16 protein-coding genes are annotated in these 16,416 nt (G+C 32.8%); 4 read left to right on the forward strand and 12 right to left on the reverse strand.

The genetic code is table 11. The features are described from left to right. Window positions 1–5: 5 nt before the first annotated feature. From H0I26_RS15865 to cobA, 7 genes are all read right to left on the reverse strand, one after another. Entirely contained in the window at window positions 6–1,412 is a 1,407-nt protein-coding gene (locus H0I26_RS15865) for an MFS transporter (RefSeq protein WP_218699939.1), read from the reverse strand. 156 nt (window positions 1,413–1,568) lie between these two features. Next, window positions 1,569–2,234, reverse strand: a complete 666-nt coding sequence (locus tag H0I26_RS15870; RefSeq protein ID WP_218699940.1) for a response regulator transcription factor — start codon at window positions 2,232–2,234, stop codon at window positions 1,569–1,571. 56 nt (window positions 2,235–2,290) lie between these two features. After that, the gene (locus tag H0I26_RS15875; RefSeq protein ID WP_218699941.1) at window positions 2,291–4,102 is read right to left on the reverse strand and encodes an ATP-binding protein; all 1,812 of its coding nucleotides are present in this window, start codon (window positions 4,100–4,102) and stop codon (window positions 2,291–2,293) included. A 15-nt stretch (window positions 4,103–4,117) separates the two neighbouring features. Then, a complete protein-coding gene (locus tag H0I26_RS15880) occupies window positions 4,118–4,702 on the reverse strand; it encodes a DUF4202 domain-containing protein (RefSeq protein WP_218699942.1) in 585 nt (194 codons plus the stop codon). A 17-nt stretch (window positions 4,703–4,719) separates the two neighbouring features. Continuing rightward, window positions 4,720–5,097 (reverse strand): nitrite reductase small subunit NirD, encoded by a 378-nt coding sequence (gene nirD, locus H0I26_RS15885; protein ID WP_218699943.1) that lies wholly within the window; start codon window positions 5,095–5,097, stop codon window positions 4,720–4,722. 21 nt (window positions 5,098–5,118) lie between these two features. Beyond that, window positions 5,119–7,626: a nitrite reductase large subunit NirB gene (nirB, locus tag H0I26_RS15890; RefSeq protein ID WP_218699944.1), complete on the reverse strand. Its 2,508-nt coding sequence runs from the start codon at window positions 7,624–7,626 to the stop codon at window positions 5,119–5,121. Between the two features lie 22 nt (window positions 7,627–7,648). After that, window positions 7,649–8,422 carry a uroporphyrinogen-III C-methyltransferase gene (cobA, locus tag H0I26_RS15895; RefSeq protein ID WP_218699945.1) on the reverse strand — a complete coding sequence of 258 codons (774 nt, stop codon included), beginning with the start codon at window positions 8,420–8,422 and terminating at the stop codon, window positions 7,649–7,651. 133 nt (window positions 8,423–8,555) lie between these two features. Between cobA and H0I26_RS15900 the strand changes: the two genes are divergently transcribed. From H0I26_RS15900 to H0I26_RS15915, 4 genes are all read left to right on the forward strand, one after another. Then, window positions 8,556–9,134: a bifunctional precorrin-2 dehydrogenase/sirohydrochlorin ferrochelatase gene (locus H0I26_RS15900; RefSeq protein ID WP_218699946.1), complete on the forward strand. Its 579-nt coding sequence runs from the start codon at window positions 8,556–8,558 to the stop codon at window positions 9,132–9,134. Between the two features lie 576 nt (window positions 9,135–9,710). After that, on the forward strand, window positions 9,711–9,932 hold the full coding sequence (locus H0I26_RS15905; protein ID WP_218699947.1) for a helix-turn-helix domain-containing protein: 222 nt from the start codon (window positions 9,711–9,713) through the stop codon (window positions 9,930–9,932). Further along, the gene (locus H0I26_RS15910; RefSeq protein ID WP_218699948.1) at window positions 9,919–10,251 is read left to right on the forward strand and encodes a HipA N-terminal domain-containing protein; all 333 of its coding nucleotides are present in this window, start codon (window positions 9,919–9,921) and stop codon (window positions 10,249–10,251) included. The genes H0I26_RS15905 and H0I26_RS15910 overlap by 14 nt, the downstream gene beginning before the upstream one ends. After that, on the forward strand, window positions 10,244–11,173 hold the full coding sequence (locus H0I26_RS15915) for a HipA domain-containing protein (RefSeq protein WP_218699949.1): 930 nt from the start codon (window positions 10,244–10,246) through the stop codon (window positions 11,171–11,173). The genes H0I26_RS15910 and H0I26_RS15915 overlap by 8 nt, the downstream gene beginning before the upstream one ends. Window positions 11,174–11,221: 48 nt before the next feature. Here H0I26_RS15915 and H0I26_RS15920 read toward each other — a convergent pair whose 3' ends face one another. The 5 genes from H0I26_RS15920 to H0I26_RS15940 all read right to left on the reverse strand — a co-directional run bounded on the left by H0I26_RS15920 (window position 11,222) and on the right by H0I26_RS15940 (window position 16,321). Next, the gene (locus H0I26_RS15920; protein WP_218702103.1) at window positions 11,222–11,761 is read right to left on the reverse strand and encodes a 7-cyano-7-deazaguanine synthase; all 540 of its coding nucleotides are present in this window, start codon (window positions 11,759–11,761) and stop codon (window positions 11,222–11,224) included. An 89-nt stretch (window positions 11,762–11,850) separates the two neighbouring features. Next, window positions 11,851–12,810 (reverse strand): IS3 family transposase, encoded by a 960-nt coding sequence (locus tag H0I26_RS15925; protein ID WP_317618233.1) that lies wholly within the window; start codon window positions 12,808–12,810, stop codon window positions 11,851–11,853. Continuing rightward, a complete protein-coding gene (locus H0I26_RS15930; RefSeq protein ID WP_159022877.1) occupies window positions 12,747–13,058 on the reverse strand; it encodes a transposase in 312 nt (103 codons plus the stop codon). The genes H0I26_RS15925 and H0I26_RS15930 overlap by 64 nt, the downstream gene beginning before the upstream one ends. A 416-nt stretch (window positions 13,059–13,474) precedes the next feature. After that, window positions 13,475–14,731, reverse strand: a complete 1,257-nt coding sequence (locus H0I26_RS15935) for an McrC family protein (RefSeq protein ID WP_218699950.1) — start codon at window positions 14,729–14,731, stop codon at window positions 13,475–13,477. Next, window positions 14,732–16,321: an AAA family ATPase gene (locus H0I26_RS15940; RefSeq protein WP_218699951.1), complete on the reverse strand. Its 1,590-nt coding sequence runs from the start codon at window positions 16,319–16,321 to the stop codon at window positions 14,732–14,734. Window positions 16,322–16,416 lie beyond the last annotated feature (95 nt).

The raw sequence follows: 16,416 nt of genomic DNA on the forward strand, positions 1-16,416 counted from the left end.
TTTATCTAAGACATTAATTTATCCATATTTACGGGACTAAAACTCAATGCTTCTTCTTGTTCTTCTTCTGTAGAAAACTTTATAGCTAGTGCAGTAACACCAGTCACAAGAACAACAAAACCGATTAAAAAATAACCACTAGACACTGCTCCCGAAGACGCTACGGATTGTGCTGCTTTAACAGCTTCTTCACTTAAACCTTGATTTGCTGCAATTGCTGCTTTTTCTGCTACAGCAGATTTAGATTTTAATAGCATTGCTGCTAAAAAAGCACCAACATTACCACCTGCTCCAACAATACCAGAAACAGATCCTATTGCTTTTTTATTAATAAAAGGCACGACAGAAAAGGTTGCACCTTCTGCCATTTGAACACTTAAACTAAATAAAATTAATAAGACGATTCCGAAAATTAAACTTGTAGCACTAGAGAAGAATATTAACATTACACCTTGTAAGGTTAAGATGAAAGACAAAAACAAAACACGACCTCTTAAGCCTTTTAATTTACCAAATTTGTCTCCAAAAAAGCCACCTAGAGTTCTAGCAAAAATATTCATTAATGCAAATGATAAGACAATATTTCCTGCTGTTACTCTTTCTAATTGAAAGGTATTTTGAAGGTAATCATCCATCGTACCATAAACGGTTAATTCTATACCAAAACTAGCTGCATATATTACAAATAGAATCCAAACACGATAATCCTTTAAAACCTCTAAAAAACCTATTTGATCTTTCTTAGTCACCACCATATCACCTGAAGCTTTTAAAGCTTTAAAATTCCCTTCTGGAGTATCTGTTGTAAAGAAAAAATAAACCAATCCCATTAAAAAACAAACCACACCTGCAATTACCATTGCATATCTCCAAGCGTCCCCATCCGCAACACCAAAAGCAACCACTGCTCCTGCTATTAATGGCATCCCTAATCTATTAGCACCACCACCCAAGTTACCCCAACCAGCAGAAGTTGCGTTAGCAGTTCCCACAATATTTGGAGCAAACATTAAAGAGGTATGCACTTGCGTAATCACAAATGAAGCCCCTATAAAACCAATAAATAATCTACAAACTAAAAATTGTGTTGGAGTTTGCACTAAACCGCAAAGCACAACTGGAATTGCCCCCAACATTAGCAACCAAGTATAACATAATCTGGGGCCATATTTATCACATAATTTACCAATAAGTAAACGTGCAAAGATGGTCCCTGAAACTGCCAAAATAATAGAGTTCCATTTTTGATCTGGAGTTAACCCTAAATCTTTAACAACGTCAGGCATAAAAGGAACAATACCAAACCAAGCAAAAAAGCATAGAAAAAAAGATATTGATGTAATCCAAAACGTACGAGTAGATATATTTTTAAAATTAAATAGACTTAGCGTTGTTGCTTTTGAAGATTTCATAATTAAGTAATTAAGTAATTTACAAAATAAAAATACGTATAATTACTTAGTTTTAAATTGCAAAAACTAAGTAATTATTAAGTAATATCAAATCATCAATAAAATAGAATAAAATTAAGAATTTTAAAAAATAGAGCTAGAATAATAACGTAGTTATTATATAAGATTATACTCAATAGCTTTTTCGGAGAGTTCTTTTATGTTTTTAACTTCTAATTTTTTCATTAGATTAAAACGGTGCACCTCAGTTGTTCTTCTACTAATATCCAACTCTTTAGCTATTTCCTTATTGTTTTTAAGCTGCAACACCAAACTGAGAATTTGCTTTTGTCGCTTAGTCAAACCGAATGAACCTTTAGCTGTTACGCTTTTCTTCCCGTCTTTAACGCCCTGTTTTCCTTTTACAAAATTATTAATTATAATAGACGAAATATCTCCTGAAAAATATTTTTCTCCAGCAGCGATAGCGTGTAAAGCCTTTAAAAACTCGTCTTTACTTGCGCCTTTCAATAAATAACCATCTGCACCAACCTCAATAGCCTGAACCACATACTCTTCTGACTCATGCATAGATAACATCATCGTTTTTACGCTTTTATACTTCGCAGTAATTTCTTTCACTAGCTCTATGCCATTCATTTCTGGCATACGTATATCTACTATCATTATATCGGGCAACTCTTGTTCCATCACCTCTAAAGCTTCAATGCCATTACAGGCTTCATTGATAACCTGAAAATCAGCTTGCCCTTCTAAAAGCGCTTTAATACCATCTCTTACAAAGACATGGTCGTCTACTAAAATAATTTTGGAAACACTCATTATAACTAAATTAAGAAATGCAAAAATACGTAAATATTACGTAATATTACTTACTGCTACAATGGAACATTTAAAGTTACCCGAGTCCCTTTACCAATCTCAGAACTTATAAAAAGACGACCATCAATATAATTAATACGTTCTCTCATAAAAGTCAATCCCATACCACCATCGCCGTTTTTCTTGTTTTTAACCTTCTCGGGATCAAAACCTTTACCATTATCGTCGATAACAATACTAAGTATTTTTTCTGTTTTTGTTATCGAGACTATGATGTGTGTAGATTCTGCATATTTAATAGCATTATTAATTGCTTCTTGGGTAATGCGATAGATATTTATTTCTACAAGTGAATCTAATCGTTGATTAAAATTAACTTTACTTACTAACACTATGTTTTTACCCGTAAGTTTTGCTAGTTCTTTAGTTAGTTTTGTTATTGCAGGAACAACACCATGATCTGTTAACTCTGGCGGTGTTAAATTAAAAGTCGCTGTTCTAATCCCTTTGATAATGTCTGCAGCTTGCAATTTTAAATGCTCTATTTTAGAACTTGTTTTTTCAATATCACTGACATCTATACTTTCTAAATTATATTTTAATCCTGTTAACATTTGCCCAATACCATCGTGCACATCTTTGGCAATCCGGTTTTGTTCTTTCTCTTGGTTCTCAATGATTTTACTAGAAATAATTTTTTGTTGGTTCATTTTCTCCTCAAAACTAACCTTCGTTAATCTTTCAATTTCCAACTGCCCTCCTTTTCTTTTGGTATGATCTGAAGCAACAATAAGAAGCTCTGACTTATTACCCGTGGGATTAAAAGGCACGATAGACATTTCTAACCAAATATCTTCCTCGTTTTGTGTCGTTGCTTTGACCTCACCCTGCCATCCTGTTTTTTTGTGTTTAGAAATTACATCTCCAATGACCAATTGCTCACTTTCTCGACGACTTATAACTTCATAAAAATTAGCCTGCGGATTAAACTTATTAGCTCCTAATAATTTCGAGAATTTACTCCCCATTTGTATAATCGTTCCGTTTGAAGATAAACGCGCAAACAAAAGTGTCTCGTTCATAGCTTGCGTCAATGCACGTAGTTCTTTTATAGACTTCTCTTTAGCAGCACTTAAAACATCGGCATCATAAGCCATTTTCTTAGCATTCTTTTCGGCTTGCAACAGTTTAAATAAACTCTTTTTTACTGTCTTAGCCGTCGGCCAAAAAATGAAAAGAAATTCCGCTAACAAAATAACCAATGTCAATATCATTAAAAGCAACTCCAACTTTTTTAACCATCTTACTTTCTGATCAGCCTCTAAATCATATTGATTTACAATTTCATCCATTATAGTAAGATACTTCGCTTCTTCACTTTTTATAACAGTAATAGCTTCCGTAAAACTTTGCTTAGCCAATTCAGGTGTAGTTTCAATATTTTGAATGATTTGATTGGAAGCAGTGGTAATCGTTTTAAAAACAGGGTCTAACCGATCAAACATCGTAATAACACTAATACTATTCGTTTTTGGCAAACCAATACTATCATTTCCGTTTTTAAGCGCTTCATGAGACGCGCTCCAAAGTAATATAGTGGCTTTTAGCTTGTTTTTGAATGCAATTCTATCTTCTAAATGGGCTGCACCTGAAATTAACAAGACCTCTTTTGTTAATTTCTGGCTCAACATACGCTGTCTACCCGCTATATTTATAACTGTAGAATCGGTTTGTTGGCCCTGAAGGTGTTTTCGAATAAACAACTGACTCACAATGACAGTGATAGCAATAGTACTTAACGCTATTATATATAAACGACTTAATTTTTTAAACGTTTGTTGATCTAAAGAAAAGTCTTTATCAGCCATTATATTTAAACTCTTTTATTTGATTGCTTGTTGAATTAAAGCCAAACTTTTTTCAGAATATTTCAGTTTTAAAGCAAATTCATGTCCTGCCTCCGACATTTTTTTCCATGTTTTCTGAACAATACTTATAACCTTTTCTTCTTCATGTTTATTTGAAAAGTCCTCAAAATAATGTTCTAGAAAAACCAAACAGATTACATCTTGAATAACCTGGCTTTCATCATCCTTTTTAATCATTTTTTTGTTAATCAAAAAAGAGACTCTTTCTATAAACTCGTCACTATAACCAACCGTTTCTAATAACTCCGCAGTAAGATCTGCATGCATTTTTTTTAAAGTCTCTCTCCATGTCAAATACCCCACTCTATCCATAGCAAATTGGTTTCTAGCAATTTTCCATCTACAAATATGTTGTGCTCTAGCTGCTATTTGAAGGGCTTCTGAAGCTTCCCCTTTAAATTGCAATAATTTTTGAGACATGCGTTGAGAATACAATAACTCTTTCGAAAATACTACTCCGTGACTACTATAAGTATTATTATCCTCTGCATTTTTCTGATCAATTAATGCTATTGCAATTTCAAAATTTGTTGGCTTCATGTTATTCTATTTTTATCCTAATCCTCAAAGCCAATATAAACATTTTCATTCTCAATCTTAATTGGATATACTGCTATTTTCAAATCTTCTCCTGCTAAATTTGAGCCATCTTCTAAGGAGAAGTTTTTTTTATGCAAAGGACAAGCAACTTTAGGTACACCTTCCTTATCACCGATCATTCCTAAAGACAATACCATTTCCATTTTATGAGGACATAAATTCTGACTAGCATACCATTTACCGGTTCTTGTAAAATTAAACACTGCTATTTGCTTGGTTTTGTATTTAATACAAGCACCACTATTTTCTGGGAAATCTGAAGTTTCACCAACTTTAAACCATGTCTTCACCTCTGTATTTGACACCGATTCATATTGATTTAATATATGTTCCATTATTCTAATTTTATATTTATTTCACCAAGCTTTAGGCATTTTTTGATCGCGCATGGTTACAAACTCGATAGTATCATCTGTATCATCCGAATTCACAAAATGTTTAAAACGTTTCATTATTTCTTCACTTTCTACCGCTTGTTTCCACTCGCATTCGTATTTATTTACAAGTCCCTGCATTTCGGTTTCTAAGTCATCAACAATACCTAAAGCATCTTCAATAATCACTTGCCTTAAATACGCTATCCCGCCATCCAACTTATCTAACCAAGGAGCGGTTCTTACTAAAGGACCAGCAGTTCTTATATAGTACATTAAAAAACGATCTAAGTATTTTATAGCAGTAGCATCATCTAATTGTTCTGCAAATAACACAGCATGCTTAGGGGTTGCGCCACCATTTCCGCAGATGTATAAATTCCATCCTCCATCTACAGCAATCAGTCCAAAATCCTTACCTCTAGCTTCTGCACATTCTCTAATACAACCAGAAACACCACCTTTAAACTTGTGAGGCGAGCGTAGACCTCGGTATCTTTTTTCTATTTCAATCGCAAACGTTACACTTTCATGCATCCCATATCTGCACCATGTAGACCCCACACAACTTTTTACGGTTCTTAATGACTTTCCATATGCATGCCCACTTTCAAAACCCGCGGCTATTAATTCTTTCCAAATTAATGGTAATTCATGTACTTGTGCTCCAAACAAATCTATTCTTTGCCCACCAGTAATTTTAGTATATAAATCGTATTTTTTTGCCACCTGCCCAATCACAATTAATTGGGTTGGTGTAATTTCTCCGCCAGGTACTCTTGGCACCACAGAATACGTTCCGTTTCTCTGAATATTTGCCAAAAAACGATCATTTGTATCTTGAATTCCCGGTTGACGATTAGCAGTCTCCATTGTGACTGTTGCAAAAATGGAAGCCACTAATGGCTTACAAACTTCGCACCCATGCCCATTACCAAACTTATCTAAGGTCTCATTATAATCTGCAACACGTCCTACCTTAATCAAATCGTATAACTCTTGTCTGTTATAATTAAAATGCTCGCAAATAGTATCTTTCACCTCTTTACCAAGCGATTTTAAAGTTTCGTTTACCAAATCGACCACCATAGGTTTACAACCACCACAGCCCGTTGTTGCTTTAGTTTTAGCAATAACATCAGATAGACTTTCACAGTTACCATCTGTAATCGCACCACAAATAGCGCCTTTAGATAAACTCTCGCATGAACATACTTGAGCGGTATCTGGCAAATCTAAAACACTTCCAAAAGCTGCTCCACCTTCACTTAACGGTAAAATTAATTGTGCAGGATCCTCAGGAATTGCCATTTCATTTAAAAAGACTTGATGCAACATATTATAATCTGTAGCATCACCAATTAAAATACCCCCTAATAGTTTTTTACCATCAAGACTGACATTAATTCTTTTATATAAATGTTGTGTTTTATTTTCAAAAATAACTGAATGCCCTTTGGATGCTGGCATAAAAGGCTCTCCAAAACTTGCGACATCCACACCAATTAACTTCAATTTGGTAGACATATCAATTGTTTCTGCCATAAGACTATCGTTGCCCAAAATCTGATTTACTGCAATACCCGCCATATCGTACCCCGGAGCAACTAGACCATAAATCATTTGATTGTATAACGCGACTTCTCCAATAGCAAAAATGTTTTCGTCAGACGTTTTCATTCTATTATCTACCACAATTCCACCACGAATCCCCATGTCTAATCCACAAGTTTTCCCTAGCTCATCTCTTGGGCGGATACCAGCCGAAATGACTAACATTTCAACCTCTAAAACATCATCCTCTCCAAACTCCATACCTGTGATAGCATCGTCTCCTAAAATCTGATTGGTTGCTTTACTAAGATGAATATTTAAACCTATAGACTCTAATTTTAACTGTAACACTTGACTACTTCTAGAATCCAATTGTCGTGGCATTAACTTTGAAGCAAACTCGACAATATGTGGTTCTAATCCCATATCCATAACTGCTTTCCCCGCTTCCAAACCTAATAAACCACCTCCTAAAACCGCTGCTTTTGCTTGTGGATTTTTAGCTTTAATTTTTGAAGCATAGGCTAACATCCCTTCTAAATCTTCTATTGTACGATATACAAAAACACCAGCTTTTTCTACGCCTTTTATTGGAGGTACAAAAGCTGAAGACCCCGTTGCCAAAACTAAGTAATCATAAGGAAACACTCTATCTTTTGCAGTTGTGATTGTTTTATTAGTTTTATCAATATCAGAGACACGTTCGTCTACAATTAAGTCTATTCCATTGTCTTTATACCATGATGCAGGTGCCATCTCTAAAGCTTTTGCATCTTGATTTTCAAAAAACTCGCTTAAATGCACTCTATCGTAAGCAGGTCTAGGCTCTTCACCAAAAACAGTAATCTCAAAATTTTCACTCTGTTCTTGGCTCACAAATTTTTCGCAAAACTTATAACCAACCATTCCATTACCTACTATTATAATTTTTCTCATAACTACGTATTTAATAAAGTCTTTACAAACTAGAGTACAAGACACGTTGTACTTCTTCTTCAAAAAAGGATGGGTGTTCAGAAACCACATCTCCTATAACAATTATTCCTGGCTCAGAAACATCCATATTTTTAATAACACCCGAAATATCTCCAATACAACCAACAGCAAACGCTTCGTTTTTCATGGTTCCATTTTGGATTATAGCAAAAGGAGTTAAAGCACTTCTATAACGACTAACCTCAGTAATAATCTCTTTAAACTTTCTTATCCCCATTAAAATGACCATAGTGGTTTCCGATTGTGCTGCAAATTTTAGGTCTTCTGAAAAGGAACCTTCCTTTTTAGTTGCCGTCATCACCCAAAAACTACTACTTACACCACGCTGAGTCATTGGTATACCTTGACTACCAGGCACGGCAATTACACTTGAAATACCAGGAACTACCTCTACAATAATCCCAAAAGACTCTACATAACCAATCTCTTCATTAGCTCTACCAAACACTAATGGATCCCCACCTTTTAAGCGTACTACATGACCGTATTTAAATGCATTTTCAACAATTAGGACATTGATTTCTTGTTGAGTAAAAGAATGTAAACCACAACGTTTACCGACATATATCTTAATAATAGCATCATCTATTTCAGACAACAACTCGTCACTAACTAAAGCATCATAAAGAATAACGTCTGCGCTTTGGATTGCTTTTAACCCTCTTAAGGTTATTAAATCTTTAGCACCTGGACCCGCGCCAACCAAGGTTACTTTTGCTGTTTTTGATGTCTTCATATTACCATCTAATTACTCGTTGTCTTTCAAAAGTAAGTAATTACCAAACAATACTTACTTAAAACTAAGTAATAATACTTATTTTTATTAGATTGCAAGAAATAATGAGTTAATAATACAAATCGTTAATAGAATGGCTAAAAATGAATTATATCCTATATTTTTAAAAGCATCTAGCTTAAATATGTTGATAATTGGCGGTGGGACTGTTGCTTTAGAAAAGTTATCTTTTCTATTAAAGTCTAGCCCAAATGCACAAATCCAAATGGTTTCCCCCTTATTTAGAACAGACACTAGAGCGCTAGCTGAAAAATTTGGAATAGAAATGATATTAGAATCGTACAACCAAGATCATCTAAAAGATAAACATATCGTTATAACAACAACGGATGATATAGCCGTTAATGAGCGGGTGTACCACGATTGTAGAATCCGTAAAACTTTAGTTAATGTTGCTGATAATCCTCCATACTGTGATTTCTATATGGGTGGAATAGTCACTAAAGGGAATGTAAAAATAGCCATATCGACCAACGGAAAATCTCCAACAACCGCGAAACGTTTGCGACAATTTTTTGAAGACGTCATACCTGATAATATCGATGATCTTGTAAAAAACCTAAATGAATATAGAAAAACTATTAAAGGTGACTTTGAAGAAAAAGTAGAAATCCTAAATAACTTTACGAAAGGATTAGTAAATAGAAAGTAGCATTGTTTAGGGGTGGTTATTTGCCAATACAGATTACTTTCCAATACAATAAGTAACAAGTAACGTACTTAAAGGCCTTACAGAAAACGTGATGTAAATAAGGTGTAATCGTTTAGTTGCTTTCAGTAGTGTTTTGTTTGTTAACAAGTTTTCTTAAGCAATAAGACAGCTTATTCTCTAAATAGTTTATTTAACCTTGTTTGATACGCCCGTTTAAATTTGTATGCAAAAGAGTCATATAATACACTTTTATGTTTTTTATAATAAACACATCTCTAAAAGTATATTTAGTGTAATTTAAGGAACTATTTATAATAATTAGAGGTCTGAAACTTACTTAAATCTTTATACTATGCCTGCATTATCTTCATTTACTGCACTATGTAACAATAACAGAAATTTACAGAGGAAAAACACTGCATTATCATTGCATTTTGATTGCACTTTTCTTTTTACAGCACGAAAACACAATTGATTTTATATGTATTAACATACAAAAAATCAAATTCACAAGATATTATACGTTTTAACATATAATTTAGTATATTTGTCTAAAATTATATCTAATAACATATAATGAAAGAATTAGCAGAATTTGTAAAAGAACGCAGAAAAGAGGTCGATTTAACACAAGAAGAGTTTGCGGATAGATCTGGCGTTGCACTTACAGTAATACGAAAAATAGAACAAAACAAAACGAATTTAAATTTAGAAAAAGTAAACCAAGTTTTAAAAATGTTTGGTCATAAACTTGTTCCGGTAAGCTTAAAAGAATTAGAAGATAATGAGACAAGCTAAAATATATTACGACAATCTATTTTGTGGTCTTTTAACTGAAACAAATGATGGCGATTTCACTTTTAAATATGATGCTGAATATGTCGAAAAACATTCAGAACAGTTTATAACCTTCACCATGCCAGTTAGAAAAGAAGTCTTTAAAGACCAGCGTTTATTTGCTTTTTTTGAAGGTTTAATTCCAGAAGGATGGTTATTAGACATCGCTTCTAAAAACTGGAAAATTAACAGAAATGATCGCATGGGATTACTTCTCGCCTGCTGTCAGAATTGTATAGGAGCTGTAAGTGTTGAATCTGTAAAAGAAAATTATGAATAAGTGTTTATATTGCTATAAAGAAGCCGATTCTGGCAACGATTTTCATGCTGCATGCAGCATCTCTTTTTTTGGTACAGAAACACCTCCAAAATTGGAATATTCATTAAATGATATGACTATTCTGGCAAAACAGGTTATTGAGAGAAGTGTATCTGTTCCTGGTGTACAACCTAAATTATCAATGTCTTTATTAAATGATAACAAAACAGATAGTCGATTAACAGTCGTTGGAGCTTTAGGAGGAAATTATATTTTTAAACCACCATCTACAGATTATGCCGAAATGCCAGCAAACGAGCATGTAACTATGAAAATGGCCGAATTATTTAGTATTGATGTGGTACCGCATTCTCTTATTAAGCTAGCCTCTGGAGAGTTGTCTTATATTACTAAACGGATTGATAGAGCCGAAAACGGATCTAAAATACACATGATAGATATGTTTCAAGTACTGGAAGCATTCGATAAATACCGAGGCTCTATGGAACGTATAGGAAAGGCTATTAATAGTTATGCTGATAATACGTTATTAGATAAGCTTCGTTTTTTTGAGCTCATTATTTTTAGCTTTCTCACAGCTAATAACGATATGCATTTAAAAAACTTTTCGATGATTAAAACGCCTTATGGTTGGGCATTATCTCCTGCTTACGACCTACTAAATACAGCCATTGTTAATCCTGAAGACACAGAGGAGTTAGCATTAACTATTGCCGGAAAAAAGAAAAAAATAACACTTCAAAACTTTATTGATTTTGGACTAGGCTTAGGATTATCAAAAAAACAAATTAGCAGCGTATTTAAACGTTTTTTAGCACTTCAAAAGAATGCAGAGCATTTAATTAACATCTCTTTTCTCAGTAAAGAAATGCAAAACAAATATGTACTCTTATTGAAGGACAGGTTCAACACATTCTGTTAAGAACAATTTACAATATTGAACTATAAACCGCCTATTCTTTTAGATGCATTACTTTTTTAACTCTGCTTTTATTTCAATAAAAGCTTCTCTTTTAACCAGACAACTCAAACAAACACCACACTCCATATCATTATATGGTTGATAACAACTAATTGTTCTATTTAAATCGACATCTAACTTTTTGGCTAATTGAACAACCTCCTTCTTTGTTAAGTTAATTAGTGGCGCGTGTACTTGAGTTTTTGAGTGTTCTGAAATCGTATTTAATTGAGATAAAAAAGCACTAGTACAATCCCAAAAATTAACACAATCGTCCCTATTAAAAGCAACGTAAATATCATTAATTATGTAAGATTCCGCAAGGCTCAACGCCATACTTAAAAACACTAAATTTTTATATGGGACATAAGCATTTTCTTCTCCTTCAGGTTTTTCTCCATCTTTATAAGCAGATAATTGCTTATTACTATCCACAAGAGCAGAACTTGAAAAGAGTTGACTATCTAATTGAATTGTTTTATGTTCAATTACAGTATACTTTTTAGCATTATCTCTCGCAAATTCAAGTTCTATTGCGTGTTTTTCAATACAGAAATAAAAATATCACTAATAACAATACTTAACAAGTGTTTTGACCCCTATAAAACAAGAGTAATCTTTTAAATTTCGATTATTGCTTAAGCTGTTAATTTTTTCATTAAAATGAGGTGTTTATCAGCGTCCCATTTTTCCATTGGTGTAATTCGTCCTAAGAGCCCATGTAGCCTAGTATTATTGTAAAAAGTCACATACCTTTTTAAGATTTGCTCAATTTGCCCAAAATATTGGTAATCCACTCTTTGAAAAATTTCTTTTTTTAGTATTCCATGATAGGCTTCTATATGCGCATTTTCTTCTGGTGTGGCTATATGTGTAAATTCTTGCTGAACCCCAATTAGCCCAAGATATTCACGTACATTATTTGCAATAAACTGGCTACCGTTGTCACTTCTAATAACAACATTATTAGGGTATTGGTATTCTACAAACAACTCTGATAAAAACGCTATCACCTTATCCTGTTTAATAGAAAAAGAAAAATAGTCTTTTAATATTCTACGAGTATGTACGTCTATGATGGATAATAAATAAGCGTTTTTACCTACACTAGGAATCCATACCATCTTTATATCCATCTCTAAACATTCCATTGGTCTTGAGGTGTTTACTTTTCTGAATTTTACAAATTTACGCCCAGAACCACTCCTGTTTATCCGATTCTCTAGTTTTAACATGCCTTGTTCTTTCATAATTCTGTAGAGTTTTTTATGATTAATCACGTATGCTTCTTTCTTTAAGTAAGAAGTCATTAATCGGTAACCACAATCTATAAATTCATGACTTAAAATCTCTTTTATAGAAGCAATAACAGCGTCTTGATTAACCCAGCCTCTAGATTTATGATAGGTGAGCTTACTAGGAGTATTACCTTTTTTTCCGAAACTTGGAGTACGGTAATAGCTACTATGAACCATCCCTACCATATTAATTATGTTGGTTTTACTAATTTTATGTTTACTATAAATAGCATTTACTAAATCTTTCTTGGATCGGACGTCCCAAACTTTTTTTTTAAAAGTTCCCGTTGTACTTCCAATTCAATTTCCTTGTTGCTTAGAAGCTTACGTAGTATTCTGTTTTCTTCTTCTGCCTGTTTATGTTCTTTACTTTTAGTATCATAGGTGACTTTTAAGCCTGCTTCTCCTTGGCTCTCATGTTTCTTCTTCCAACTATAAAAAGTACCTGTACTAACTCCGTATTTACGACAGGTTTCTACGATACCTATCGCTTCTGAACTCGAGAGAATTTCTAACTTCTGATCTAAGGTCCATTTCTTGTATTTCATATCTCAAATATATTAATTTTTAAATTTAAAATATCACTCCGATCTTATTGGGGGCTAAACTAACAAGGTATTGGGTACAAAATAGATACAATAAAAAATAAATTTATATTTTATTTTTTTATCATATTTAATTTTTAGCCTAAAAGATAATGTCGCCTGTAATTTCTCCTTTTTTTTATAATTTCAAATACAAATATAATGATCTATTAGGAATTACATCCAAGGAGATCTGAAACTCAATATCTGTATCTATAAGTACTTATTGAGAATGATGCAGCTTCTTTAAAAGTCATGTTTTCATATACTTCCAAATAGTCTTTAAATTCTTTTAATACGTTATCCATTGTTTTCTTTTTTAATGAATACAAATATTATACGGTGACTATGACAAAATATGTCGCTACTAAAAAAGATTTTTATTTAGCAGGATGTAAACTCGCAATTTGTAATATACTCTTCCCTATATTACTATCTAACTCACCATTATTACTTAAAACAGAAACAAATCCCATTTTACATTGATGATCTATTTCTGAGGTTTCATCACTAGTATGTTTTGAATAATCATCTGTTAAGTAGGATTTAAACTTATTTTCGGCATAATCCCCAGGGTATAAAAGCATCGCTTTTGCGGCATCCCAAAAACGACAATAGGTATACATCTGTCTTAAATCAGAAACAGAAGCCGAACTCTTTTGTGGTCGCTTCCATTTAGTGTCAATAATAAAAGTTTTCTTGCCTTGACGCAATACCAAATCTGGACGCAAACTATTGCTTCCCCAAAATGATTTGGACTCTTGACCAGAAACTTCAATATCCGTCCCTTCACATGCTTTTTGCAATTGCTTTAAAATGTAGGTTTCCCATAAATCATTCATATCAAATAGTAGAGACAACATTTTTTCTTTACCGCTTGAAATATCTGGTGAGTAATTCAGAATAATCAGTCTAGCTAATTCTAATGCATTCTTATAACTATTAGATTTTCTATTTAGCTGAATCTCATTTAACTGTTTTGCTGTAATTGATTTATTATCTACTTCAGGAAAATTTATTTGCACTCGATTTACTAAGTCTTGTAATCTTGACCCATTTGTAAATTGGGTAACAATAGATAATGCTTTTTGTAATATCTGATGCAAAAAGTGATTACTATCATATACTTGATGCGTTGTGTAAAAGCGTTCTTTATGAACTATATTTTTCCTTATATGTCCAGCAAATTCTAGTTTTCCTTTAAGTGCTTTAGTGTTTTTTGTTTGTTTTCTATACTGTTTTATCAATCCTTTTCTAACTAAACTTTCAACTTCAAGTAAATACAACTCAAAATAAACCTCTAATAAATTAAGGTTTTGTCTTTTTACATTTGCTGCTCCAGAAGATTCTGCTTTTAGTTTTCCGCAAGCAGTAAGCATTTTCAATAATACACCTTTCCATTTGTAATCGTCGTCGCTTTTATCTGCTTTAGGGTTAATTTCAATAGTTAAACCATCTACTTGTATTACTCCAACGTACTGATTAAACTTAATGCCTTTTGCAATAGGTTCAAAGTAATTACCATCATGATACTCATTAAGTTTTAAAAGCGCATCTAAATGACTCTGTTTGAACCCAAATTGACCAACATGCAAACGCTGATGTTCAAAAACTGATATATTATTTTGCTTAGTCAATTATCGCTTCTGTTTTACATTTATACCATATAAACTAGCTATTGCATCTACAACATTATTCGCATCTATCTGCTTGAGTATATAACTAGGTGTTTTAAAATCGTTAGCATTTTCATAATCAAAATACGCAAAGTCTATTTTGTCATTTTTAATTTTTTCTACAAATCCCTTCCCAAGCACTAAACCAATCTTACCATAATCACCATAAAAATACTCTTGTAACAAGGGTACTATTTTATTATTAAAAGCATTCGCCAATTTTTGTTCTGTATCCACTCCAACAAAGTATGAATGTCCAATAGTATGATCTCTATCTATTAATAATTCAATACGTTCATTAATTGTACGTAAAACATTGGAGAGCATGAGGCCTCCAACCGACTCTTGTTTTATAACGTTTTCATCTGGCATCATCTCTTTGAACTCAAACCTACGACGCAAAGCTGTATCTAAAGCCTCCACACTTCTGTCGGCGGTATTCATTGTACCATAAATATCAAGATTTGAGGGCACACTAAATTCTGTTTTAGAATATGGTAATTTTATACTCATTTCGTTTTTTGCACCTTGACGTTTATCAACTTCAATAAGTGTTATTAATTCTCCAAAAATTGCTGAAACATTACCACGATTAATCTCATCTATAAAAATAGCATATCTATTCTTTGAATCTTGTCTCGCTCTAATACATAATTCTTTAAACACTCCATTTTCAACTCTATAACCTAAATCTCTACTCTCCTCTCCTTCTTCAGGAGAAATCGGTTTTATACCTTCTATAAAATCTTCGTAAGAGAACGATTGATGAAAAGTTACAAAGTCATAATTTTTAATAATTATATCTGGATTGGGGTTATAGTTTTCTACAGAATCTTTAATATCATATAATTCTGGGACCAAATCCTTAACCTCTTCTACCAAAATTTCCCAAAATGAGTCTTCTGTTTTGTTAAAGATTAAAGGCTGCTGTCTACTTGTTACATTGACATGTTCACACTCATTGACTGTATGACTTTGCAATTGTCCCCATAGGGTAGGCCTAATTGTTTTTGAGTTTGAAAGACTTGCCTTTTTCTGAACCCATTTATGATTAAAAATATCAGTGACTTTAGAATTTCCTAAATCTAATAAAGCTATAGCTATTACCTGCCAACACGAACAACCGCTAACTACGGTTTCAAAATGCTGCTCTTCTGAAATAGAAGTTTGCTTTGATGTATACCTATCAAATAATTGATCTTTGATATAAAAAGTCTTCCCTGTTCCTGGAGGTCCGTAAAGAATCCTGTTTTTGGGCGGAATCAACCTTTTATTTAATTTTATTTTTTTTTCAAAAAAAGAAGTGAAATTTGACCAACCCTTTCCTTCATGAATAGGATAAGTGCTTTCTATATAAGTTTCTAAACTAGTCTCTGACAGCTCCTTATAATGTTTTATTTTTAAAACATTTACATCATACTTTTTAAGATAACTGTTCAAGCAATAATCAAAATTATTTGAATAAATATCTACTGTTAATGCAGCATAACCTAGTTCTTCTAAATAGATTATGTACTCATCTACCAATTTATGTATGTTTTTCGTATTCATTATTCCTATTAAATATTCGTAGAGTTTATTATCATCATTATACTCTCTTTCATCTTTTGTAATATTTTAAAGGTCCAAATCCATTGGGATATCCT

This window comes from Olleya sp. HaHaR_3_96 (genome assembly GCF_019278545.1).
Taxonomy (GTDB): domain Bacteria; phylum Bacteroidota; class Bacteroidia; order Flavobacteriales; family Flavobacteriaceae; genus Olleya.